This is a genomic window from Dermatobacter hominis, from assembly GCF_020715685.1.
Lineage (GTDB): Bacteria > Actinomycetota > Acidimicrobiia > Acidimicrobiales > Microtrichaceae > Dermatobacter > Dermatobacter hominis.
In genome coordinates this window covers 636934-660495 of the sequence record NZ_CP085840.1, presented here as the reverse complement: position 1 = coordinate 660495, position 23562 = coordinate 636934, and the positions used below count along the sequence as shown (strand labels likewise).

The 23562-nt window shown below is 72.8% G+C and carries 24 protein-coding genes; 13 read left to right on the top strand and 11 right to left on the bottom strand.

Annotated features, from left to right (window positions below; genetic code table 11):
• The first annotated feature begins 30 nt into the window (after positions 1-30).
• Complete coding sequence (locus LH044_RS03115; RefSeq protein WP_227758340.1) at positions 31-939, top strand: cytochrome c oxidase assembly protein; 909 nt, start codon at positions 31-33, stop codon at positions 937-939.
• Between the two features lie 61 nt (positions 940-1000).
• On the top strand, positions 1001-2116 hold the full coding sequence (locus LH044_RS03110) for an alpha/beta hydrolase (protein WP_227758339.1): 1116 nt from the start codon (positions 1001-1003) through the stop codon (positions 2114-2116).
• 43 nt (positions 2117-2159) lie between these two features.
• On the opposite strand, the gene LH044_RS03105 is transcribed toward LH044_RS03110, so the two are convergent.
• Genes LH044_RS03105 through LH044_RS03095 form a run of 3 tightly spaced genes read right to left on the bottom strand, consistent with a single transcriptional unit; the run spans position 2160 to position 4516 of the window.
• On the bottom strand, positions 2160-2969 hold the full coding sequence (locus LH044_RS03105; RefSeq protein WP_227758338.1) for a hypothetical protein: 810 nt from the start codon (positions 2967-2969) through the stop codon (positions 2160-2162).
• Between the two features lie 28 nt (positions 2970-2997).
• Entirely contained in the window at positions 2998-4068 is a 1071-nt protein-coding gene (locus LH044_RS03100) for a hypothetical protein (RefSeq protein WP_227758337.1), read from the bottom strand.
• Positions 4061-4516 (bottom strand): RNA polymerase sigma factor, encoded by a 456-nt coding sequence (locus LH044_RS03095; RefSeq protein WP_227758336.1) that lies wholly within the window; start codon positions 4514-4516, stop codon positions 4061-4063. The genes LH044_RS03100 and LH044_RS03095 overlap by 8 nt, the downstream gene beginning before the upstream one ends.
• 207 nt (positions 4517-4723) lie before the next feature.
• On the opposite strand from LH044_RS03095, the gene LH044_RS03090 reads away from it, so the two are divergent.
• Positions 4724-5950: a cytochrome P450 gene (locus LH044_RS03090; protein WP_227758335.1), complete on the top strand. Its 1227-nt coding sequence runs from the start codon at positions 4724-4726 to the stop codon at positions 5948-5950.
• Between the two features lie 38 nt (positions 5951-5988).
• The gene (locus LH044_RS03085; protein ID WP_227758334.1) at positions 5989-6183 is read left to right on the top strand and encodes a ferredoxin; all 195 of its coding nucleotides are present in this window, start codon (positions 5989-5991) and stop codon (positions 6181-6183) included.
• Here LH044_RS03085 and LH044_RS03080 read toward each other — a convergent pair.
• Positions 6167-7063 carry a metal-dependent hydrolase gene (locus LH044_RS03080; protein ID WP_227758333.1) on the bottom strand — a complete coding sequence of 299 codons (897 nt, stop codon included), beginning with the start codon at positions 7061-7063 and terminating at the stop codon, positions 6167-6169. The two genes, LH044_RS03085 and LH044_RS03080, sit on opposite strands and share 17 nt — an antisense overlap.
• Before the next feature lie 178 nt (positions 7064-7241).
• On the opposite strand from LH044_RS03080, the gene LH044_RS03075 reads away from it, so the two are divergent.
• From LH044_RS03075 to LH044_RS03065, 3 genes are all read left to right on the top strand, one after another.
• The gene (locus tag LH044_RS03075) at positions 7242-8072 is read left to right on the top strand and encodes a transporter substrate-binding domain-containing protein (RefSeq protein WP_227758332.1); all 831 of its coding nucleotides are present in this window, start codon (positions 7242-7244) and stop codon (positions 8070-8072) included.
• Positions 8073-8152: 80 nt separating this feature from the next.
• The gene (locus LH044_RS03070; RefSeq protein WP_227758331.1) at positions 8153-8956 is read left to right on the top strand and encodes an amino acid ABC transporter permease; all 804 of its coding nucleotides are present in this window, start codon (positions 8153-8155) and stop codon (positions 8954-8956) included.
• Positions 8953-9735: an amino acid ABC transporter ATP-binding protein gene (locus tag LH044_RS03065; protein WP_227758330.1), complete on the top strand. Its 783-nt coding sequence runs from the start codon at positions 8953-8955 to the stop codon at positions 9733-9735. The genes LH044_RS03070 and LH044_RS03065 overlap by 4 nt, the downstream gene beginning before the upstream one ends.
• Before the next feature lie 60 nt (positions 9736-9795).
• On the opposite strand, the gene LH044_RS03060 is transcribed toward LH044_RS03065, so the two are convergent.
• Both LH044_RS03060 and LH044_RS03055 read right to left on the bottom strand, forming a co-directional pair.
• Entirely contained in the window at positions 9796-11229 is a 1434-nt protein-coding gene (locus LH044_RS03060; protein WP_227758329.1) for an ABC transporter substrate-binding protein, read from the bottom strand.
• Between the two features lie 106 nt (positions 11230-11335).
• A complete protein-coding gene (locus LH044_RS03055) occupies positions 11336-12574 on the bottom strand; it encodes a CaiB/BaiF CoA transferase family protein (RefSeq protein WP_227758328.1) in 1239 nt (412 codons plus the stop codon).
• A 97-nt stretch (positions 12575-12671) separates the two neighbouring features.
• Here LH044_RS03055 and LH044_RS03050 point away from each other — a divergent pair, with 97 nt between their 5' ends.
• Positions 12672-12854: a hypothetical protein gene (locus LH044_RS03050; RefSeq protein WP_227758327.1), complete on the top strand. Its 183-nt coding sequence runs from the start codon at positions 12672-12674 to the stop codon at positions 12852-12854.
• 49 nt (positions 12855-12903) lie between these two features.
• Here the strand turns inward: LH044_RS03050 and LH044_RS03045 are convergent, their stop codons facing one another.
• On the bottom strand, positions 12904-14691 hold the full coding sequence (locus LH044_RS03045; RefSeq protein WP_227758326.1) for a carboxyl transferase domain-containing protein: 1788 nt from the start codon (positions 14689-14691) through the stop codon (positions 12904-12906).
• A 100-nt stretch (positions 14692-14791) separates the two neighbouring features.
• Between LH044_RS03045 and LH044_RS03040 the strand changes: the two genes are divergently transcribed.
• Positions 14792-15265, top strand: coding sequence for a protease inhibitor I42 family protein (locus tag LH044_RS03040; protein WP_227758325.1), 474 nt, complete (start codon positions 14792-14794; stop codon positions 15263-15265).
• 49 nt (positions 15266-15314) lie between these two features.
• Here the strand turns inward: LH044_RS03040 and LH044_RS03035 are convergent, their stop codons facing one another.
• Positions 15315-15722, bottom strand: coding sequence for a PilZ domain-containing protein (locus LH044_RS03035; protein WP_227758324.1), 408 nt, complete (start codon positions 15720-15722; stop codon positions 15315-15317).
• 157 nt (positions 15723-15879) lie between these two features.
• On the bottom strand, positions 15880-16977 hold the full coding sequence (locus LH044_RS03030) for a DUF2855 family protein (RefSeq protein WP_227758323.1): 1098 nt from the start codon (positions 16975-16977) through the stop codon (positions 15880-15882).
• 318 nt (positions 16978-17295) lie between these two features.
• Here LH044_RS03030 and LH044_RS03025 point away from each other — a divergent pair, with 318 nt between their 5' ends.
• Both LH044_RS03025 and LH044_RS03020 read left to right on the top strand, forming a co-directional pair.
• Complete coding sequence (locus LH044_RS03025) at positions 17296-17580, top strand: hypothetical protein (RefSeq protein ID WP_227758322.1); 285 nt, start codon at positions 17296-17298, stop codon at positions 17578-17580.
• Positions 17581-17612: 32 nt separating this feature from the next.
• Positions 17613-17945, top strand: coding sequence for a hypothetical protein (locus LH044_RS03020; RefSeq protein ID WP_227758321.1), 333 nt, complete (start codon positions 17613-17615; stop codon positions 17943-17945).
• 31 nt (positions 17946-17976) lie between these two features.
• On the opposite strand, the gene LH044_RS03015 is transcribed toward LH044_RS03020, so the two are convergent.
• Positions 17977-20274: an FtsX-like permease family protein gene (locus LH044_RS03015; RefSeq protein ID WP_227758320.1), complete on the bottom strand. Its 2298-nt coding sequence runs from the start codon at positions 20272-20274 to the stop codon at positions 17977-17979.
• Positions 20275-20379: 105 nt separating this feature from the next.
• Complete coding sequence (gene trxA / locus LH044_RS03010; RefSeq protein WP_227758319.1) at positions 20380-20742, bottom strand: thioredoxin; 363 nt, start codon at positions 20740-20742, stop codon at positions 20380-20382.
• A 111-nt stretch (positions 20743-20853) separates the two neighbouring features.
• On the opposite strand from trxA, the gene LH044_RS03005 reads away from it, so the two are divergent.
• Both LH044_RS03005 and LH044_RS03000 read left to right on the top strand, forming a co-directional pair.
• Entirely contained in the window at positions 20854-22476 is a 1623-nt protein-coding gene (locus LH044_RS03005; protein WP_304512035.1) for a flavin-containing monooxygenase, read from the top strand.
• A complete protein-coding gene (locus LH044_RS03000) occupies positions 22473-23525 on the top strand; it encodes an NAD(P)H-dependent amine dehydrogenase family protein (protein ID WP_227758318.1) in 1053 nt (350 codons plus the stop codon). Before LH044_RS03005 ends, LH044_RS03000 begins: the two co-directional genes overlap by 4 nt.
• Positions 23526-23562: the final 37 nt, after the last annotated feature.

Sequence of the window (23562 nt, the reverse complement as noted above, 5' to 3'; positions counted from 1 at the left end):
GCTCGCCGAGCGGCGTGGGAGCATGGCCGCATGAGGTGGTGGTGCTCGGCCATCGTCGAGAAGTGGTCCTGGACGCCCCGGCCGTACCTCGGCGTCTGGCTGCTCAGCGTGGCGATGGTCGTCGGCTACGCCGTCGCCGTGCGGCGCCACGGGCCCGAGCCGCTGCCCGAGGACCCCGACGACGCCCGCTCGGCGAGGGCCCGCCGACGCCGCCGGCCGTGGCAGTTCGGCCTGGGCATCGCCTTCCTCTGGATCGCGTCGGACTGGCCGATCGGCACGCTCGGCGCCAGCTACCTCTCGTCGATCCACATGATGCAGTACATGCTCTACACGCTCGCCGCCGCGCCGCTGCTCATGCTCGGGACGCCCGAGTGGATGGGCCGCCGGATCATCTCGACGCTGCACCTCGAGGGCGTGCACCGGATCCTCGCCCGGCCGCTCGTCGCCGCGATCGTCTCGAACGTGATCCTGATCGTCACCCACTCGCCGATCGCCGTGGACACGCTGCGGGCGACGCAGTTCGGCTCGTTCGCCCTCGACATGATCTGGCTCGTGTCCGGCTTCATCCTGTGGACGCCGATCATCAGCCCGCTCCCCGAGGCCCGGGCCAGCTCGGCGCCGATCAAGCTCGTCTACCTGTTCGCGGCCGCCGCGCTGATGCCGATGATCCCGGGCGGCTTCCTGACGTTCGCGTCCCAGCCGCTCTACAGCACCTACGAGCTGGCGCCCCGGCTCGCCGACATCGACGCCCTCAACGACCAGCAGACCGCCGGCGTGCTGATGAAGGTGGGCAACCTCCCGGTGATCTGGACCGTGATGGCCGTGATCTGGTTCCGCTGGTACAAGCGCGAGGCCGGGCCCACCGGGCGCACGATCGTCCGCGATCCCGTCACCGGCGCGCCGCTGCGCCGGCCGCCGGCCACGACGACCTCGCGCTGATCCGGCGCGAACCGGCGCAGGCTGCGCCGGTTCCGCCCGGTGCCCCAATAGCCTGTCCGCCATGGTGATGGCTGACCGCCCCGAGGTGCAGACCGCGTCCGTCCCCGTCGCTGCGGTGACGCTGGTCGGCCTGGCCGAGAACATGGTGAACGGCCTCGCCCGCGTCCCGTTCCGTCGGCCGTGGGAGGGGCCGGGCAGCCTGCTCGACAACGTCGGGCGGTCGGTGACCCGCCAGGTCGTGCGCTCGTTCATGGGGTTCTCGATGGGTCTCCCGATCGAGGAGTTCCGTTCGATGGAGAAGGTCCTCGACGAGCTCTGCCAGGTCGTGATGCCGCCGTTCGTCGAGATGACCGACGACGTCGAGCTGACCGGCGACGAGATCGCCGGCGTGCCGGGCCTGTGGTGCCGGCGCCGGGCCAGCTCCGACGCCCACGTCGCGGAGGACGAGCACAAGGCGTCGATCGACGGCACGATCCTGTACCTGCACGGCGGCGGCTACATCGGAACCTCGCCGATGATGTACTCCGCGTTCGCGGCGTCGCTCGTGAAGGGCACGGGCTGCGAGCTCTACATCGCGGACTACCGCCTGGCCCCCGAGTTCCCGTTCCCGGCCGGGGTGCACGACGCCGCCGACGTCTACGCGGCGCTGCTCGAGCGGGGCGTCGACCCCGCGCACCTGATCGTGGCCGGCGACTCGGGCGGTGGTGGGCTCGCCACCTCGCTGATGGGCGCGCTGTCCGATCGGGGCCTGCCGGCACCGGCGGCGCTGCTCCTGTTCTCGCCCGAGGTCGACCTCGACCTCGACCAGCCGTCGATCACCGACAACGCCCAGCACGACATCCTGCCGTGGAACGTGCCGGTCACGCCGTACCTGCACGGCGTGCAGCCGAGCGACGCCCGGGTGTCGGCGATCTACGCCACCCCGGACCCCGACTGGTTCCCGCCGACGTTCGTGTGCTCCGGCGGCGACGAGATGTTCCGCGACGGGATCCGCGACTTCGTCGTCGCGCTGCGCCGTGCCGGCGTCGAGGTCGAGGCCATGGAGGAGCCAGGGATGTTCCACGTCTTCCCGATCCTGATGCCGTGGTCCGACGCCTCCGCCCGGGTCGTGATGGCGCTCGACGCGTTCGTCGACCGCCACGTGGCGGCCGACCCGGACGCCGTCCCGACGCACTGACGCCGCCGGGACGGCGGGCACGCCCGCGACCGCCGACGCCCGCTCAGCAGCGGCGCTCGAGGCCGAGCGCGTCGGCCAGCGCGGCGCCGGTCGGCACGGAGTTCAGGTACGGCTCGGCGTTGTGCGCGTGGCGCCCGTTGAACACGAGGTGGTCCTCGACGCGGTCGCCGAACGCCTCGGCGAGGCGCGGGCACGCCGCGGTGGCCAGGTCGCCCTCCGCCGCCACGTTCGTCCACCGCTTCACCGCCGCCGGCCACACGCCCTTGCCGTCGACCGGTGCCGGCTGCAGCAGCGGGAAGACCATGTTCGGATCGCCGAGCGGCGAGCCGAGCGTGATGAGGTCGACCTCGAGGTCGGGGCGCGTGCAGAGGACCTGGTAGGCGATCACGGTGCCCAAGGAGTGGGCGACGACCACCCTGGTGTCGGGCGTGAGGTGGCGCTCCAGCCGCTCGTGCACCTTCGCCCGCACGTCGGGGTCGAGCACGTACTGCGCCAGCAGCTCCATGGAGCGGGCGTTCGTGTCCTTGGCGACCTGGTGGACGAGCGCATCGAGGTCGGTCCCGCCCGGGCCCTGCGTGCTGCCCACGCCCTCGACCAGGTCCGCCACCGCGTCCGGCGGCTCGCCCGCAGTCGTCTCGGCCGCCAGCTGGTCGGGCGTGCGGGGCTCGGGGCGCACGAGGTCGCCCCAGAACGCGACGACGGACGCGTCCTGCAGGCGGGGGAGCGAGACGTCGCGCATCGAGACGCCTGCGACCCACAGGCCGTCGAGCACGCTCGGCGTCCAGCGGGTCCAGAGCCGGAACGGGCCCCACAGCTCGTGGAAGGCCCCGTGGATCATGACGACCGACGACATGCGCGGAGTGTGGCAGCTCCGGCGGGGGTCATGGGACCCAGAGGCGGAACGTGAGCTCCGAGCCGTCCTCGTGGCGCCCGGTCACGACCCAGCACCCGGCGCGGTCGAAGGAGAGCCCCGACACCTGGAGCCCGACCGGCTGGTAGCCCGACGGCACCTCGCCGACGAACGTGCCGCCGCCGCCCGTGCGGGTGGCGCTCAGCGTCAGGTCTCCTGGCGCCGCCCGGAACCACGCCAGCTTGACGTCGTGGCGCCCGCCTGCGTCCTGCACCGGGAAGTCCGGACCGACCGGGAGCGTGTAGAGCGACCCGCGTCCCCAGGCCGCTCCGCCGGGGCCGATCGCGTCGGCGACGCTCGCCGGGAGGACGCCGAGGTCCTGACCGACGGGGTTGTCCGCGACGCAGGCTGCGGCGGTGTCGGGCGGTGCGGCGTCATCCAGCGCGCGGTCGCCCGGCCGGGCGACGACGAGGTCGCGACTTCCGACGTCCGGCCCGAGTGCGCCTGGCAGGCGAACGTGCAGCACGGCACCGACGCGCTGCCAGTCGATCGCGACCACGAACGTCGCCGCCGGCGATGGCCCACCGCAGGGCCGGATCTCGACGTCCGGCTGGACGACACCTGCGATCGCGTCGAGTTGGCCGAGCTCCGCACCGCACGCGCGCACCACGGCGAGCGAGACGACGACCTCGTCCCGGAGGTCGACGTCCGGCGCGGGCACGGCGAGACCTGCCGCGGACCACAGGTCGTCGAGCTCGGCGACGGTGGTCGCCGCCGCGACCGTTCCGATCGTCGCTGACGGACCTTCCCCCGCGCCGAGCAGCCGGAACGGCAGGACCCCGTCGGGAGTCGCCGTCGACCTGGACGGCTGCGGCGGTCCCGACACCACGTCGTCACCGCCTCCACCGCGGGTGCCGAGCACGGTCGCGACCGAGACGGCGAGGAGGGCGACCGCCGCGGCTGCCAGCACGCGGCGTGGACCTCGTCGGGTGGCCGGTGCTGCGGTCGAGCGCTCGATCGCCTCGTCTGCGGTCACCGCGGTCGGACCGCCGTCGGCAGCTCTGTCGGCCCACGACCGGATCATCGTCTCGAGGTCAGTCACGTGCGGTCACCCCCAACTCGTCGCGGAGCCGCGCCATGCCGCGCTCCACGTGCGTCCCGACCGACGACCGTGAGATGTCGAGCGCGTCGGCGACCTCCCGGTGCGTCCACCCGCAGCCGTGGACCAGGACCACGACCGTCCGCTGTCGCTCGGGCAGCGCGGCGAGCGCGGGGACCAGCCCCGGTTCGTAGTCCGGCGCCGCCTCCGGCGCGTGCAGCGCATCGAACCGGGCCTTCGGCGGACGCGTCCGGCTCGCGCCGACTCGGTACAGGTAGCCCGCCGGGTTGTCCATCGCCTGCACGGTCGACCAGTTGGACCAGGCCCAGGCCAACGCCTCCGCGGTGGCGTCGCGGCCCAGGTCGGGGCCTCGGAGCAGGGAGAAGGCCCGCCTCAGACGCGGTTCCACCTCCGCGACGAACGACGTGAAGGCCGCCCGGTCGTCGTCCACCCTCACCACCTCCACACCCTCTCTAGAGCGCCGAGCGCCCCCTCTGCACGACATCGAGAGTGGGGCTGAAGAGACGGGCAGTGCCTGACCGTCGGTCACCGGCAGTGACATGTGTTCGGCACCTCACTGACCACATGGTCAGCGAGATACGGTGCTCGTCACGGGGGACCCGGGCCTGACCGGTCCGGGGCGACACGGAGGTGACCGATGCTGGAGCCGCCCGAGGGTTCGGGGATCGTCGACTGGGCGACCGACTTCGACCACACCGAGGAGGCCTACGCCCAGGCCGCCCCGGCGATCTGGGACGACCTCCGGGAGCGCTGCCCCGTGGCCCACAGCGACCGCTTCGGCGGCACGTGGCTGCCCACCCGCCACGAGGACGTCTCGACGGTCGCGCACGACACCGAGCACTTCAGCTCGCGGGGCGTGATCGTCAGCGACTTCCGCCCGCTCGCCCCGGCGCCCGTCGGCTTCGCGCCGCCGATCACCTCCGACCCGCCGTTCCACGACAAGGCCCGTCGCATCCTCCTGCCGGCGTTCTCGCCCAAGGCCGTGGCCCCGCTCGAGGACCTGACCCGCTCGTTCTGCGCCGAGCTCATCGACGGCCTGCTCGCCGACGTCACCACCGGTGACCGGGACGTGGTCGACGCAGCCACCGAGTACACGCAGCACATCCCCGTGCGGGTGATCGCCCACATGTTGGGCGTGCCCAAGGAGGACGGGGACCGCTTCCGGACCTTCATCCACCGGATCCTCGAGAAGCCGGGCCAGTCGGGCCCGGTCGACGAGGAGGACTCGATGATCTTCTACCTGCAGGAGATCATCGCGAAGCACCGCGAGTCGCCGGCCGACGACCTCGTGTCGTACCTGCTGGAGCAGGAGATCGACGGGGAGCCGCTCGAGGACGGCCACGTCGAGGGCACCGTGGCGCTCGCGCTCATCGCGGGCATCGACACGACGTGGTCCGCCATCGGCGCCTCGCTGTGGCACCTGGCCCAGCACGCGGACGACCGCCGCCGCCTGCTCGACGAGCCCGAGCTCATGACGTTCGCGGTCGAGGAGTTCTTGCGCTTCTACGCACCGGTCACGATGGCCCGCATGGTGGCGCAGGACACCGAGCTCGGTGGCTGCCCGGTGCACGAGGGCGACTGGGTGCTCCTGCCGTTCCCGGCCGCCAACCGCGACCCGGAGGCGTTCGAGGACGCCGACCGGTTCGTGATCGACCGGCGCAAGAACCGCCATGCCGCGTTCGGCCTCGGCATCCACCGGTGCCTCGGCTCGAACCTCGCCCGCATGGAGCTGCGGATCGCGATCGAGGAGTGGCTCGCGCGGGTCCCCGACTACGAGCTCGCGGATCCCGAGGGCGTGCGCTGGTCCACCGGCCAGGTGCGCGGCCCCCGCGAGCTGCCCGTCCGCATCCTGCGCACCGCCTGAGCCGGGCGCCGACGACCCGCCAGGACCGAGGAGGCCACATGAGGATCCAGTTCGACCGCGACGCGTGCCAGGGCCACAACCGGTGCTACCTGCTCGCCCCCGAGCTGTTCGACGTCGACGACGAGGGCTACGCGGTCCTGCTCGTCGAGGGCGAGGTGCCCGCCGAGCTGCGCGAGAAGGCGGAGCTCGCGGCCGACAACTGCCCGGAGTACGCGATCACGCTGGTCGACTGATCGGCGCCTCGGGGCGCGCCGCCCCACGACGGTGCTCGAGGTCGACCAGCCAGCGCCCGTACCAGTCGGGGTCCGCGAGCTGGTCGGGGTGGTGGCCCGGGAGCGACGACAGGAACATCGTGGGCACGACCTCGAAGGTGAAGCCGAGCACCAGCCGTGCGGTCCGCCACCAGGTCGCCGGGCGGAGGAGACGGCGCTCCTCGTGGAGCTGCACCAAGATCGACCAGAGGCTGAGCCAGCCGAGGAGCACGAGCGAGAGCACCCCGGCCCGGGCGTAGCGCCAGCGGGAGCCGTCCACCGACGCCCACACGTCGAACGCGACCGACTTGTGCTCGACCTCCTCGGCGAGGTGCCACACGAACAGGTCGGTCGCGACGGGATCGGCACCGCGCAGGAACTCCGCGAGGTGGTCGCTCGTCCACCGGGCGAGGCTGTACGCGATCGTCTCCGACGCGGCGGCGAAGGCCAGGCTGAACCGCAGCGACCGCGTCCTGGCGAGCCAGCCGTAGGTGCGGCGGGCGCGACGCTCGGGGCGGCGCAGGCCGGCGAAGCGCTCGACGAGCCGGACGTTGAACCGGCGGTGCTGGCGCTGGTGCTCGAGCTCCTGGCGGACGAACGTGCGCGCCGTCGCGGACAGCTCCGGCGCCAGCTCGGGCAGCGCGCGGCGGACGGCGCCGGCGAAGTACGGCTCGACGAAGGGCATCAGCAGCGAGACCGCGTTGGCCGCGGCGACGAACTCGGCCGCGTCGGGGTTCCACACGGGGTCGTCGAGCTCCTCCAGGCCCAGGTCGACGCGACGCAGCACCGGCCGGGAGGCGGGCGCGGGGAGGTCCGCCGGGGCGGCGGGGGAGCGCGTGCCGGGGTCGGGGTCGATCGCCATCCCGGTCCCATCGGCAGGTGGTCGCCCCGGATCCAGTGGGAATCGTCGCGGGACGGTGATGGAACGGTCACTCGCCGGGCAGGTGTGGAGGCGAGCGCCGGCCCGGGGAGGTGCGATCTTCGTCGTCCGTCTAGGCTCTCGGCCCTGAGTTTCGAACCCAGATGAGGTGATAGCAACGATGTCCAGGAGAACCCTTCGATTCACGGCGATCGCCGCAGTGGCGGCGCTGGGCCTCGTGCTCGGCGCCTGCGGCGACGACGACGACTCCTCGTCGTCCGACACGACCGAGGCGGGCGGTGGCAGCAGCGACGCCGCCAAGCTCGTCATCTGCTCCGACATCCCGTACGCCCCCATGGAGATGGAGGCGACCGAGGAGGAGACCCCGAGCGGGTACACCGGCTTCGACATCGACCTGGTCCAGGCCATCGCCGACGGCGCGGACCGGACCCTCGAGGTCAAGGTCACGCCGTTCGACGGCATCTTCGCCGCGATGGACGCCGGGAGCTGCGACGCCGTCGTGTCGTCGGTGTCCATCACCGACGAGCGCAAGGCCAACATGGACTTCTCGGCCCCGTACTTCGACGCCGAGCAGTCGGTCATGGTGACCAAGGCGAACGAGTCGACGTACAAGACCCTGGCCGACCTCGCCGGCAAGAACATCGGCGTCCAGTCCGGCACCACGGGCGAGGAGTACGTCAACGCCAACAAGCCCGACGGCGCGAACGTGCAGGCGCTGCCGGGTGCGGCGGACCTGTTCGCCGCGCTCGAGGCCGGCACGATCGACGCGGTCGTGCAGGACTACCCGATCAACGCCTACCGGACGACCCAGGACGAGAACTTCGTCATCACCGAGAAGATCCAGACCGACGAGCAGTACGGCATGGCGGTGAAGAAGGGCAACACCGAGATCCTCGACCTCTTGGACAAGGGGCTCGAGACGGCGAAGTCCGACGGCAAGTACGACGAGCTGTACGAGAAGTACTTCGGCGAGAAGCCCCCGACGTCCTGACGTCGGGCCAGCTGATCTGACACGCTGACGGGCCGGGACGGGTGACCGAGTGGTCGCCCGGTCCGGCCCGTTCTCGACCCATGACCCGCTCGCAACGCTCGAAGCTCATCCAGTGGGCCCTCTTCCTCGTGGGCCTCGTGATCGTGGCGATCGCCCTCGCCCTCACCGTCCGGTGGGGCGCGCTCGCCGACCGCTTCTTCAAGTGGGACGACTTCACCGACCAGTTCCCCAAGATCGTCACCGAGGCCGCCCGCAACACGCTCGTGTACACCGCGATCGGCTACACGGGCGGCCTGGTCATCGGTCTGGTCGTGGCGCTCATGCGCCAGTCGAACGTGCCGCCGGCCCGCATCCTCGGCACCGTGTACGTCGAGATCTTCCGGGCGCTGCCCGCGCTGCTGACGATCCTCATCGTGGGCTTCGGCCTCCCGATCGCCTTCGGCGCCGAGAACCTGCCGGGCTTCCTCTCGCAGCCGTGGGGCGCCGGCTGCCTGGCCCTGGCGCTCGTCGCCGGCGCCTACCTCGCCGAGACCATCCGGGCCGGCATCGAGGCCGTGCCCCGTGGGCAGGTCGAGGCCGCCCGCTCGCTCGGCATGCCCGCCGGGGTCACGATGCGCTCGATCGTGCTGCCGCAGGCGTTCCGCGTGATCCTCCCGCCGCTGACCAACGAGCTGGTGCTGCTGCTCAAGGACACCTCGCTGCTCGCGGTCCTCGGCGTGGCCATCGGCCAGCGCGAGCTCACGACCTGGGGGCGCACCATCTCGAACTCGATCGGCAACTACACCCCGCTGATGGCCGCCGCGGTCTGCTACCTGGCCATCACGCTCCCGCTCACGTTCCTCGCCCGCTACGTCGAGCGCCGCACGCAGGCGGACCGGCGATGAGCGACGTCGAGGGCACCCCGACGCCGGCGGCCGCCGAGCCGGCGCGGCCCACGGTCGACGTCCGCGGGCTCAACAAGAGCTTCGGCTCGAACCACGTGCTCAAGGGCGTGGACTTCCACGTGGACCACCGCGAGGTCGTCGTCGTGCTCGGCCCGTCGGGTTCCGGCAAGTCGACGCTGCTGCGGTGCGTGAACCTGCTCGAGACGCCCGACAGCGGCCAGGTCCTGATCGACGGGATCGACATCTGCGAGGAGGACACCGACGTCAACGCCGTCCGCCGGCGCATCGGCATGGTGTTCCAGCAGTTCAACCTGTTCCCGCACCTCACGGCGCTCGACAACGTGATGATCGCCCAGCGGAAGGTGCTGAAGCGGTCCGAGAAGGACGCCGAGGACCGGGCCCGCGCCAACCTCGAACGGGTGGGCGTCGGGGACAAGGCCGACCACTACCCGGCCCAGCTCTCGGGCGGCCAGCAGCAGCGGGTGGCGATCGCCCGGGCGCTGGCGATGGACCCCGAGATCATGCTCTTCGACGAGGCGACGTCCGCGCTCGACCCCGAGCTGGTCGGCGACGTGCTCAACGTGATGCGGTCCCTCGCCGAGGACGGCATGACGATGATGGTCGTCACCCACGAGATCGGCTTCGCCCGCAACGTCGCCGACCGCGTGGTGTTCATGGCCGACGGCGTGGTCGTCGAGGAGGGCCCGCCCTCGCAGGTGATCGACGCCCCGCAGCACGCCCGGACGCAGCAGTTCCTGCGCCAGGTCCACGACCGCTAGCGAACTGGCTGTCGTCCTGCCGGTCATGACCGGCAGGACGACAACCAGTTCGGGGCTGGGCTAGATCGTGGCGCCCGGGGCGACCACGCCCTTGCCGGCGTTGGCGGGCACCTGCGTGACGCCGTTCGAGGGGCAGTGGAAGCCCTCGCCGTCGTCGCCGTCGCCGCCCATCTCCGGGTAGAGGCGCTCGAACTTCCCGTCCTTCACGACGAGCAGCATGCTGCAGGGGCTGGCCTTGGTCTCGTCGAACTTGGCCGGGTCCTGCGGTGCGTGGAGCCCGCCGCCGGTCCAGTCCGACTGCGCCGCGGCCTGCTCGAGGAGGCACTGGCGTGAGATCTGGCCGTCGTTCGCCTTCGCGCAGGCGTTGGCGGCGACGGCGAACAGCAACCAGGCGCTCGTCGTCTGGATGCCGAGCGGCGCCACCTTCGCGTCGGGCACGTACTTCTTGAGGTTGTCGAGGTACTGCTGCGTCGCCGGCCAGTCGTCGGCCTCCTCGACCGCATGGACCGTCTGGCGGATCACGGCGCCCTCGATCGCCTCGTTGCCCTGCGAGAAGAGGAGGGGGTCGTACATGTTGGTCTCGAGCAGCGGGTGGCCCTCCCAGCCCTGCTCCTTGAGCTTGGCGATCGCGCTCGTGGCGTTGCCGGCCTCACCGACCCACATGAGCGTCCCTGCGCCCGAGCTGATGATCGACTGCGCGAGCGGCGTCCAGTCGGACATGCCGGTCGGCGGGTACGGGATCTGCGCGACCACCTCGAGCCCGGCGTCCTCGGCCGCCGCCGCGTACTTCTCCTTCACGATCTCGAGCGACGGCAGCTCGCCGTAGGCGATGGCGACCTTCTTCGACTCCTTGGGGTACAGCTCGGCGTAGTCGCGGATGAACGTGTTCGACACCGACGTGCCCGGGTTCGGGACGGGCTGCACCTGGCCGCTCGAGTCCGCCTTCTGCGGCGACACGGCGTAGCCCGGGATGTCGACGAGCCCGCACTTGTGGAAGTCCGAGTCGTCCTTGCCGGTGAACTGCAGGTTGTCCTGCGCCCAGCCGCCGCCGACCATCGCGAACACCGAGTGGCAGGCCTTGGTCATCGCTGCGGGCACGTCGAACAGCGCCGCGTCGAGCTCGACCGGCTCGATCTGCAGGCCGCCGATGCCGCCCTGGTCGTTGCACCAGTCGACGAAGGCGACCGAGGCGTCCCACATCTCCTTGTTGAGACCGGGGCGGACCGACGAGCTGCGGTCGGTGGCGACGCCGACGTAGAGCTTGTCGGTGCCCTGGCCGCCCTCGCCCGACGCGATCGTGTCGCTGCCGTCGCCGCACACCTCCTTCAGCTCGCCGAACTGGCCGGCCGCGACCTCCTGCGCCGACGCCTCGGTGGTCGTGGTCGACCCCTCGTCGGACTCCGACCCCTTCGAGTCGCCGCTGGCGCCGCAGGCGCTCGCGACGAGCGCCGCGGTCGCGAACACGGCGACGAGCAGCAGGTGCTTCCTTCGCATGGATCCCCCCGGATGCCAGGTGCCAGTTGGCTGACCGGGGCAATGTAACCGATGTCACAACGCGCGGGATGTCGTCGTGAGCGGCCGCTCAGGCTGCCGCGCCGCGTCAGGCGATGACGCCGGCCTCGCGCAGCCCCGCGATCCGCTCGGGTGCGAGCCCGAGCTCGCGGGCCAGCACCTCGTCGGTGTGCTCGCCGAGCCACGGCACCCGCGTCTCGGGGCCCTCGGCGACGCCGGAGAGCTTGACCGGGTTGCCCGGGGTGAGGACCGGCTGCTCGACGCCGTCGGTCCGCGGCATCTCGACGAGCATGTCGCGCATGGCCACGTGGGGGTCGTGCACCACCTCCTCGTCGGTCAGGCACGGACCCGAGGCGAGGCCGGCGGCGGCCAGCTCGGCGGCGGCCTCCTGTCGCGTGCGCGTCGACGCCCACCCCTCGATGGCCGGGCGGATCACGTCCTCCGTGTGGGCGACCCAGCCGGGCCGCGTCGAGAGGCGCTCGTCGGTCAGCCAGTCGGGACGTCCGATCAGCTGGGCGAGCGCCTCGAACTGCGGCTCGCGGCCGACCTGGAGGACGAACCACCCGTCGGCGGCGCGGAAGTTCTCGAGGATGAGCGGCGCACGCTCCCGGAGGCCCATCGACCAGAAGTTCGGGACGATGTCGGTCATGGCGACCAGGGCGTCGAGCATGGCGACGTCGACGTACTGGCCCTCGCCGGTGCGGTCCCGCTGACGGAGCGCGGCGAGCACCCCGATCGCCGCGAACAGCGCGGCGGAGATGTCGCCGAGGGCGCCGACCGGGCTGGCGGGCGGCGGGCGGTCGTCGCGGGCGGCGTAGTCGTAGATGCCCGACATCGCCTCGACGATCGCCGCGAACGCCGGACGGTCCTTGTAGGGCGAGTCGGTCGTGTTCCCGAAGCCGGACACCGACAGGTAGACGACCTCCGGGTGGACCGCGGCGACGTCCTCGTAGCCGAGGCCCATGCGCGACAGCGCACCGGCCTTGAAGTTCTCGGCGACGACGTCGAAGCGGGGGGCGAGGTCGAGGACGAGCCGGCGGCCCTCGTCGGACTTGAGGTCGATGCAGATGCTCTGCTTCGACAGGTTGTTGCGGAGGAACGTCGCCCCGACCTGGCGGCCGTCGGGATCGGTCATCGCCGGCAGCGACGACCGGCCCATGTCACCCCCCTTGGGCGACTCGACCTTGATGACCTCGGCGCCCAGCCGCCCCAGCAGCTGGGTGGCGTAGGGCAGCGCCTGCATCTGCTCGAGCGCGAGCACGCGGATCCCGTCGAGCGGCTTGCCGGCGCCGGCGGCGTCCGCGTTGGCGATGTCTCCCAGTCGCATGACGGAGGACCGTACCCGGATCTGACGGGTCGTCACATTCCGGCGATCGGGGCCCGGGGCGGTGGGGACCGGCCGGGGCACGGTAGCGTGGCGCTCCGTGGGAAGCAGCGGCCAGAAGCCACGGAAGCCCGAGCAGCACCACCTCCCGAAGGTGGGCTCGAAGGCGAACGTCGACTACGAGATCTCGCAGAAGCGCAGGGAGGTGTTCCACGGCTGGCCGTGGATCGTCGTCGCCGCCGTGCTCGTGCTGGTGCTCCTGGCGTTCATCGCCATCACCTGAGCCCGGTCGCGGTCGGTCGGCGGCCGTCGCCGTCGCGGCGCCCGGGCCGTCAGCCCGCGGCGGTCAGCGCGTCGAGGATCCGCCGACGGGTGTCGATCGGGTCGATGACGTCGTCGACCTCGATGTGGGTCGCGACGTTGAGCGCGCCGCCGTGCTCGTAGGCCCGCTCGATCAGCTCCGCCTCGCGCGCGGCGCGCTCGTCGGGGTCCGCGATCGCGTCCAGCTCCCGTGCGAAGCCGAGGCGGACGGCGCCCTCGAGACCCATCCCGCCGAACTCGCCGGTGGGCCACGACACGGCGAGCACGGGCTCGTGCATCCCACCGCCGGCCATGGCCTGGGCGCCCAGGCCGTACGCCTTGCGGAGCACCACCATCACCCACGGCACCCGGGCGCCGGCGGCGGCCACGAACATGTCGCCGAAAGCCCTGACCTGGCCCGTCGCCTCGGCCTCGGGCCCGACCATGAACCCGGGCGTGTCGCACAGCGAGAGCACGGGCAGGCCCCAGCGGTCGCAGAGGTCGACGAGCCTCGTCGCGCTCCGGGCGGCGTCGGTGTCGATCGCGCCGCCGAGGTGGGACGGGTCGTTCGCCATCACGCCGATCGGCCGGCCGTCGATCCGGGCCAGCGCGGTGACCATGCCCGGCGCGTGGTTCCGCCGGAGCTCGACGACGGTCCCGGGGTCGGCGAGCCGGTCGAGCACGGCGCGGACGTCGTAGAGGCGCTTCCGTGCGAGCGGGACGGCGTCGCGCAGCGGCGCCTGGTCGTGCGGGTCGGCGGGCGCCGGTCGGGCGCCGGCGGCGAGGCCCACGAGGGCCCGGGCGACCGCCACCCCGGCCGCCTCGTCGACGACGCGAACGTCGACCGAGCCGTTGGCGGCCTGGACCTCGATCGGGCCGATGTCGGTCGGGGCGACGCGCCCGAGCCCGCCGCCCTCGATCATGGCGGGCCCCGCCATCCCGAGGTTCGAGTCCTCGGTCGCGACGATCACGTCGCAGCAGCCGACGAGCGCCGCGTTGCCGGCGAAGCAGTAGCCGGCCACGACCGCGATGGTCGGCACCTGCCCGCTCAGCCGCGCGAACCGGGCGAAGCTCGGCACGTCGAGGCCCGAGACGAAGGGCGCGTCGACGTCGCCGGGGCGGCCCCCACCGCCCTCGCCGAACAGCACCACCGGGAGCCGGTGGCGCTCGACGACCTCGAGCAGGCGGTCGGTCTTGCGGTGGTTGACGAAGCCCTGTGTGCCGGCCAGCACGGTCGCGTCGTAGGCCAGCACGCCGACGGGGCGACCGTCGATCGTCCCGCTGCCGGTGAGCAGGCCGTCGGCCGGCGTGCGCTCGATGAGCTCGTCGATGCTGCGCCGACCCCGCTGCGCGGCGACGGCCAGGCCGCCGTACTCGGAGAACGATCCGGCGTCGAGCAGCTCCTCGACGTTGCGGCGAGCGGTGCGCCGGCCCCGCTCGACCCGCCGCGCGACGGCCTCGGGCCGCGCCTCGTCGGCGAGCAGCGACCGGCGCCGGAGCACCTCGGCGAGGTCGGGTCGATCGGTGCCGACGGGCCCGTCCGGCCCGGCCACCACCTCGGCCGGCGCGGCGGCGGCGCGGAGCCGGGCGACGACGTCGCCGACGGTCACGTCGTCGCCCGGCCCGACCAGCACGTCGTGGACCTCGGCGTCGGTCGGTGCCTCGACGGGGTGCTCGGTCTTCATGCTCTCGAGGACGACGACCGCGGCACCGGCCCGGACGTGGACGCCTTCGGCGACCGCCGAGGTGCACACGCCGGTCACGTGGGCCCGCAGCTCGATCGACGTGTCGTCCTGGGAACCGCTCGCTGGTACCGTCACGGGCCGCAGCGTATTCAGCGCGCCGGGTCGAGCCGCGCCCGCACCGGACGGACCGGCACCCGGGTGGAAGCCGGCGGGGACGCCGTTAGCGTCGGCGGCCATGAGGACGATCCGTCGCATCCTGATCGGCGCGAGCGTGCTGCTGCTCGCTGCGGTCCCGCTCGCCGCCTGCTCCGACGACGACGACAGCGCCACGACGACGACCGCCGCCGAGCGGTCGACGACCACGGCGACGGCCGGCGGCGGATCGGGCCAGGATGGCGAGGTGATCACCGCGTCGGGACCGGTCGAGCTCGGCGTGGGGGAGCGGGTGACCATCGAGCTCGAGGGCAACGTCACCACGGGGTACTCGTGGACGATCGACCAGCAGCCCGACGCCGCGGTCGTGGAGGTCGTGTCGGACCGCTACGTCGGGCCGGGCGACGGCGCCGCGGCCGGGCAGGGCGGCCACCAGGAGGTGGTCCTCGAGGGTGTCGCGGCCGGCACGACGACGCTCGGCATGGGCTACGCCCGCCCCTGGGAGGAGGGGACGCCGCCGGTGCAGACGGCGACCTTCGCCATCACCGTCCGCTGAGGAGGCCGCCGCTGCGGCGGCCGGTCCGGGCGGAGACGCCCGCCGGGCGTCAGTCGGCGCGGTCCCAGCCCATCGTCCGGGCGTCGGGCCGACGGACGTCGAGCAGGCCGTTGATCCAGTCGCGGAAGGCCAGGTCCGACTCGAGGAACTCGACGCCGTAGAGGCGCCACCCCTCCTGCCCGAAGTCGGCCATCCGGCGGATCCGCACCAGCGCGTCGGCGCCGTCGAGGCGGATCGCCACGGCCCGGCCGACGCGCAGGTCGGGCGACTCGGGGGCCACGATCGCCGCGCCGCTCACCGACACGTCGAGCAGCCGACCGATCTCCGGCGGGCGCGGCTTGTCGCGGAGCCGACCGGGGATCACCTCGTCGACGCGCCAGGAGATCAGGACCTCGCCCAGCGCGATCCGCTCGCCCAGGCGGCGACCGGTGTGGATCGGGATCTGAGGGCCGCGCATCACCCACTCACATCGGCCGTGACCGCCGACCGCTGAAGGAAACCTGAAGGTGGCTCGGGTGCTCCGCTCGTGACCCGGTCGCCGCCCCTCTCGTGGCCCAGGGCCGCCGCCCAGGCCACCGCTCGGGCCGCCGTCCCGAACGCCCAGGGCCACCGTCTCAGGTGCGCATCGACAGGACCAGTGCGTCGCGCGGCGACGCCGTGCCGGCCAACGTCGCGCGGTACGCGTCGGCGACCTGGTCGGGGCCTGTCCCGGTCCGGATGCGCAGCCAGCCCGACATGACCTCGGCGAAGGACCGCCACCCTGCGACCAGGGCCGACTCGACAGCGGCGGGGCCGGCGGTTTCGCGCAGCCGCTCGGCCGCCTCGGGAGCGAAGAAGAAGGTCCGGGGCGCGCCGGGCAGGCCGGCGGTGTCGACCGGCTCGGCCTGCCAGTGGGTCGCGCCGACGATCGAGCTGTGGACGAGGGCGTCGCCGAGGCGGTGGTGCAGGTCGGCGACGACGGCGCCGTCCCCGCTGAGGTCGAGCACCGTCGTCGTGCCGATCGGCAACGACGGCACGTCGTCGTACGCCAGCACGCGGTCGTAGCAGCCGACGGCCTGGGTGTCGGCGACGTGGTCGGCTCGCGTGAGCCCGACGAGGGCCGGGCGGCGCGAGCGGGTGGCGATGAGGTGCGCGGTGCCGAGGGCGGTGCGCGACGACGCGCTCGTCACGACGACGGCGTCGGCGCCGTGGTAGTCGTGCTGGGCGAGGTCGGCCTCGAGCAGGAACGACGTCGTGAACAGCGGCCGCAGGACGGCCTCCAGCTCGGGGCCGGGCGACGCGGCGGCGAACGGGTCGACGGAGCGGAGCAGGTAGCGGTTGTAGACGGCGGCCCGGGCGGCGCGGTGGGGGCTGCCGTCGGTGAAGCCACGCACGTCCACGGCGCTCGGCGCGACCAGCAGGTGGGTCGCCATCGGCAGGAAGCCGTAGACCTCGGCCCCCTCCGCGACGCCCGGATGGCCCGAGCGGACGACACGGGCGTGGCCCCAGACCGGGATCTGGCCGTGCCCGTCGGGCGCCGGGAAGAACGACCAGTACCCCATGGCCTCGCCCACGTTGGCGTACGTGACGTTGTTGGCGGAGAACCCGAAGCGCTCGACGGCGAGGAGGACCGAGCCCTCGGGCGGCACCGCCTCGTCGGACAGGGCAAGGGGTCGGACCTGGGTGTGATGGAGGTCACTCAGGTCGACGAGGAGGCTGGATCCGAGCGTCATCTCAAGGGTTCTCCGGTCTGGGACCGCTCGCCGGGCGGCGGACGGGGGCGGCCCCCGGCGAGCTGTCGTGAGTCTGGGCGGCCGAAGGCGTAACCTAAACCGGTCCGACCACCCCGGGCCGCCGGAGGGCGCAGCACCCGGGGGTCGTCGCCCGCGAAAGGAGCGACGAACCGAGCGCGTCCGACGCCGCAGGCGCCCACGGGTCCCCCGCCCGAGGCGACCGACCCGCAGCAGCGGGCGGCCCGGGACCAGCCCGGCGGCACGGGACAGACATCCGACGCGACACAGCCGAGAGCACGAGACGAATCGAGGACGATCATGGGTGCCAGCCGAACCAGCTTCGCCAAGCTCCAGCGGGACCGGGCCAAGAAGGCCAAGGCCGCCGCCAAGCGGGAGCGCCGCCTCACGGGCGAGAATGACGTCGAGACCGACGAGCCCACGGTCGAGCCGACCGGCTTCCTCCCCGAGGGCGAGGAGCTCTCCGCCGACCAGCTGCTGCGCCTCGTCGAGGAGCTCCACGCCGACTTCGAGGCGAAGCGGATCGACTTCGACACCTTCGAGGAGCGCAAGACCGAGCTCTTCGCCCGGATCTCGGTGGACTGAGGGCCGGCACGGTCCGTTGCTAGGTTGAGCGCATGAGCCGAGCCCGGAAGATCTCGTCCGACCTCCGCCACGTGGCCACGCTGGCGGGGACCACCGCCGCCGTGGTCGAGGGCGCCGCCATCGCTGCCGAGAAGGCCAAGTCCGTCGCCGAGCACATCGGGCCCGAACGCGAGGTCGACTCGGCTCCCGCCGTCGACGTGATCGAGGTCGCGAAGCGCGGCGGCAAGAAGAAGCTGCTGGTCGTGCTGCTCCTCGGCGTGCTGGCCGCCGTGGGCATCGCCGTCTGGAAGAAGCGCTCGGCGGCCGCCGACGAGGACGTCGCCGACCTGCGCGACGAGGCCCGCTTCGCGGGGTCGATGCCCTGAGCCCGCCTGCGGCGGGTGAGCGGTCCCGGGCTCAGTCCCGGGTCAGGTCGTCGGCGAGGTGCGCGCGCCGGACGCTCCACATCGCCGGCGCGGCCACGACCACGGAGACGACGAGGGTGGTCGCGACCACCACGACGAGCGGGCCGACGGGCACCGTGAGCCGGTCCACGGCACCGATCCGACCCACGAAGCTCCGGTAGACGACCCGTGCCGCGATGATGCCGAGCGGCACGGCGATCGCCACCGTCGCCACCGCGAGCAGCAGCGCCTGCCACCCGACGATCGAGGACCGCCACCACGGTCGGCCCCCGAGCGCTCCGAGCACGGCCTGGTCGGTCCGGCGACGCCGGGCGGTGGTCAGGAGCTGGTGGGCGAGGGTCAGGGCGGCGAATGCGGCCAGGCACCCTGCGAGGACCACGGGCAGCGAGCGGATGCGGTCGAGGTTGACGATGCTCGACGGCGGGTCGCCCGGACCTGCCTGACCGCCGGTGTCGGCGGCGAACCGGGGTCGCCACGTCGACAGCGGCGTCCGGAGCACGGCCAGGATCGTGTTCGGCTCCGTCCCCGGCTCCAGGCGCCGGAGCCCCTCGCCGGTCACCAGCGCGTCCTGGCCGACACCGTCGGCACCGTCGATCCCCGGCACGACGACGAGCCCGACGACCCTCACCGGCACGTCGAGCGCACCGCTCCGGATGACCGCGCGATCCCCGATGCGGAGCCCGAGGTCGGCGGCGGAGATGCGCCCGAACGCGATCTCGTCGGCCCCGACCGGCGCCCGCCCCTCGAGCACGACGGGCTCGAAGTCGCCGCGCTCCGGTGTGATCCCGACGACGTCGATCCCCCGTCCGTCGATCGTGACCGACGTGGCCCCGGCGAGCGCCATCGAGCGTACGGCGTCGGATCGCCGGATCGCGTCGAGCAGCTCCGGGGGGATCGTGGTGCCGCCCTGGCCCGTCATGACGTCGGACGACCCGAACCACGCCGGGGTCCCGACGAGGCGATCGACGCTGGCGCCGAAGGTCAGCGACCCGATCGCGACGGTGGCGAGGAGCACCAGCCCGACGAACGACGCGAGCGCGGTGCGCACCTCTCCGGGGTACGCGAGGAAGTGGCCGCCGATCGCCGCCGCCAGGGGCCGGACCCGTCGGCCCAGCGGATCGAGGGAGCCGACCCGCCGTCGTGACCGGTTCGTCGGGCCGCGCACGGCGACGGCAGTCCAGGTGAGGACGCCGACGGTGATGACCACCGGACCGAGCAGGTGCGCGGCGGGCTCGACGCGCCACCCGGGCGAGGGCTCGACGACGTCGACGAAGCCGAGTGGGAACCACCTCGAGCTCGCGACGGCGAGGAGCGCAGCGGCGACGGCACCGGCGGCGACGGGGAGCGCCGCCCGGACCACAGGGTCCGCCGCGAGCTGCCGGGGCGTGAGGCCGACCGCGCCCAGGACCGTGCGCTCGCTCCCGGTCAGGCGGTACCGGCGGGACACGAACTGGCCCCCGACCACCAACGCCGCGATCCCGACGATCGTGGCGACGACGAGGATCCCGATCCCGCGGGCCTGGACCGCGGAGCGGACGGTGTCGGGCACCACCTCCGAGGGCTGGACCTGGAAGGAGCCCTCGCCGATGGCGTCGAGGTCCTCCTGCAGCGTCGTCGCCTTCGTGCCCGGGACGAGGTCGACGAGGTGGACGGTGTCGGCGATGCCGATGTCGCCCTCGTCGAGCAGCGACACCGGGAACACCGCGATCGCGTAGCCCTCCTGGAGCTCCGACGGTCCCGACATGGTGCACACCAGCCGCGCCGCCACCACCGGCCCGTCGGGCTCGGGGGCGTCGAAGCCGTCGCGGTCGGCGCTGGCCTGCGCGATCGTCACCAGCGTGAAGCGCTGCCCGATGTGACCGCCGATGCGGTCGACGAACCCCGCCGACGCGCAGAAGTCACCGGGATGGGAGCGTTCGGGTGCGCTCCCCGCGACGATGCGGTCGCCCGAGACCGCCGGCGTGCCCGCGAAGACGATCGCGTCGACCGGCTCGTCGCCGCCCTCCGGGACGAGGCCCCCGAAGACGAACGACGCCGACTCGACCGAGCGGATGGCGGTGAGCTCCCGGATCGCTGCACCGCCGTCGTCGAGACCGTGCTGGGCGACCATCGCGTCGGCGCCCCTCCCGACCGCATCGGTGTAGCGGTCGGGTGCCGACAGCGTGCGGATCGCACCCCCGACCAGGGCCAGGGCGATGCCGCCGACGACCGCGACCACGACCGCCGTGGCCACCGCGAGGCCGCGCCCGGACCGCCACGAGCACCGCAGGCGGTAGGCGAGCCCTCCCATGACCAAGAGTCAACCGCTCCCGGGTCGGGGGGAGAAGGGTGCAGGCACCCCCGCAGGGAGGGAGGGGTGCCTGCGTCGGGTGTCCGCCGCTCGGACGGACACCGGTCAGTTCGTGCGCTCGGCGATCTCCGACCGCACCTGGTCCATGTCGAGCTCGCGGGCCTGGCGGATGAGGTCGTCGAGGGCCGCCTTGGGCAGCGCGCCCGGCTGCGAGAACAGCAGGACGCCGTCCCGGAACATCATGAGCGTGGGGATGGACATGATCTGGAGCGCCCCGGCGAGGTCCTGCTCGGCCTCGGTGTCGACCTTGGCGAAGGTGATGTCGGGGTGCTCGTCGGCCGCCGCCTCGAAGACGGGGGCGAAGCTGCGGCACGGACCGCACCAGGAGGCCCAGAAGTCGACGAGCACGATGCCGTCGCCGGTGACGGTGGACTCGAAGTCTGCGTTGCTGAGGTTGGTCGTGGCCATGCCCGCTCCAACGTCGTCCGGTGGTCGTCCATTCCTCCGGGCGTCGCCGCCTGAGCGGCGGCACGGGTACTGTCGCAGGAGCGCACCGGGGGGATGCGCCAGGAGGTCCAGATGTCGACACCACGCACGGTGCCGGTCGGCTCGCTCCGACCGATCAGCCGCACCGGCTACGGAGGGCGCGGCGAGCGCGAGCGCGCCGCTCGCGTCCGGGCTGCGATCGCCGATGGGGCGCCGTCGCCCCGGGTGGCGATCATCGGCGCCGGTGCCGCGGGTCTGTGCATGGCGATCCGGCTCCGCGACGCGGGGATCGACAGCTTCACGATCTACGAGAAGTCCGACGGCGTCGGCGGCACCTGGCGGGACAACACGTACCCCGGGGCGGCGTGCGACGTGCCGAGCCACCTCTACAGCTTCTCGTTCGCGTCCAAGCGCGACTGGTCGCGGAAGTTCGCCCGCCAGCCCGAGATCCTCGGCTACTTCGAGTCGCTCGTCGAGCGGTTCGAGCTCGGTCCGCACCTGCGGTTCGGCACCGAGGTGACCGAGGCCCACTACGACGACGCCACCGGCACCTGGACGCTGCGAACGGCGGGCGACGAGGGCGAGCCCGACGGGACGATCGTCGCCGACGTCGTCGTGTCGGGCCTGGGACAGCTCAACCGGCCCCACATCCCCGACATCCCCGGCCTCGATGACTTCGCGGAGCGGGGCGGCACGGTGTTCCACTCGGCCCGCTGGGATCACGACCACGACCTCACCGGCGAGCGCGTCGGGGTCATCGGCATCGGCGCGAGCGCGATCCAGTTCGTGCCGCCGGTCGCCGAGCAGGCCGGTCACACGACGCTGTTCCAGCGCAGCTCGAACTACGTCGGCCCCCGCAACGACCGGGCGTTCACGCCCAACGAGCACCGCATCTTCGAGCACGTCCCCGGCGCGCAGCGCCTCTACCGCGCGTCGATCTACTGGCGCTTCGAGGCACGCTTCAACGCGATGCGCAAGGACAGCAAGCTCGGTCGCTGGATGCAGGGCCAGTTCCACAAGCAGCTCCAGCCCCTGATCTCCGAGCGCCTCACCGAGGAGGCGGTGCTGCCGGACTACCCGCTCGGCTGCAAGCGGATCCTGATCGCCGACGACTGGTACCCCACGCTGCTGCGGCCCGACGTCGAGGTCGTCACCGCCGGCGTCGACCGGATCGAGGACGGCGCCGTGGTCACCGTCGACGGGTCCCGCCACCCGGTCGACACGCTGATCTTCGGGACGGGCTTCCGCTCGACCGAGTTCCTGTCGCCGCTGAAGATCACCGGCCGGCAGGGCCGGGACCTCAACGAGGTGTGGACCGATGGGGCGCGCGCCTTCCTCGGCCTCGCCGTCCCGGGCTTCCCGAACCTGTTCATGCTGTACGGGCCGAACACCAACCTCGGCCACAACTCGATCCTGTTCATGATCGAGCAGCAGGTCGGCTACACGCTCCGGCTCATCGAGGAGAAGGTGCTCCTCGGGCTCCGCTCGGTCGAGGTGACCGAGGAGGCGCACTCGCGCTGCGACACCGAGATCCAGGCCGCCGCGGCGCAGACGGTGTGGGCCGAGGGCTGCCACTCCTGGTACAAGACGGCCGACGGCCGGATCACGAACAACTGGACGGACCACACGACCGTCTACCGCCGGCTGCTGTCGAACCCCGACCCCGACGACTGGCTGCTCGAGCGCGACGGCGACCCGGCCGGCTCCCGAGGGTGAGCCGCATCCGGGTCCTGCAGTGGGCCACGGGCAACGTCGGTCGCAACGCGATCGAGGGCGTGCTCGGCCGCGACGACATGGAGCTCGTCGGCGCGCGCGTCCACGGCGCCGACAAGGTCGGCCGCGACGTGGGCGAGCTGTGCGGCCTCGACCCGATCGGCGTCGCTGCGGTCGCCACGCTCGACGAGGTGGTCGCCCTCTCGCCCGACTGCGTCGTCTACGCCCCGATGCTCGCCGACCAGGACGAGATCCGGGCGCTGCTGCGGGCGGGCATCGACGTCGTCACCCCGGTCGGGTGGTTCCACGTCGGCGACAGCCCTGCGGTGGCCGAGACGCAGGCGGCCTGCCTCGAGGGCGGCGCGACGCTGCACGGCACCGGCATCCACCCCGGTGGGATCACCGAGCAGCTCCCGCTCGTCCTCTCGGGGTTCTGCCGCGACGTGCGCCACGTGCGCGCCGAGGAGTTCTCCGACATCCGCACCTACGCCACGGAGTTCGTCGTGCGCGAGGTGATGCTGTTCGGCAAGGCGCCCGAGGACGCGGTCGACAGCCCGATGGTGGGCCTGCTCGGCGACGGCTTCGGTCAGTCGGTCCGGCTGGTGGCCCAGGGACTCGGATGGGACCTCGACCCCGAGCTGACGACCCGGCACGACATCGCGCTGGCCGCCGCGCCGATCGACTCGCCGGTCGGCGTGATCGAGAAGGGCACGGTGGCCGCCCAGCGCTTCGCCTGGACGGGCACGGTCGACGGGGTGCCGAAGGTGACCGCTGCGGTCAACTGGTTCATGGGCGAGGAGGACCTCGACCCCGCGTGGACGTTCGGCCCCGAGGGCGAGCGCTTCGAGGTCGAGATCGACGCCGCGCCGCCGGTCCGGACCGTGTTCCACGGATTCCAACCCGCCTCGCTCGAGGACACCGACCTCGCACGCAACGAGGGGATCATCGCCACGGCGATGCACTGCGTGAACGCGATCCCCGCCGTGGTGGCGGCCGAGCCGGGGATCCGCACGTATCTCGACCTGCCCCTCATGCCGGGTCGCGGCGTCTGATCTCGGCGTCCGAACCCCCTCCAGCCCGACGGGGCGG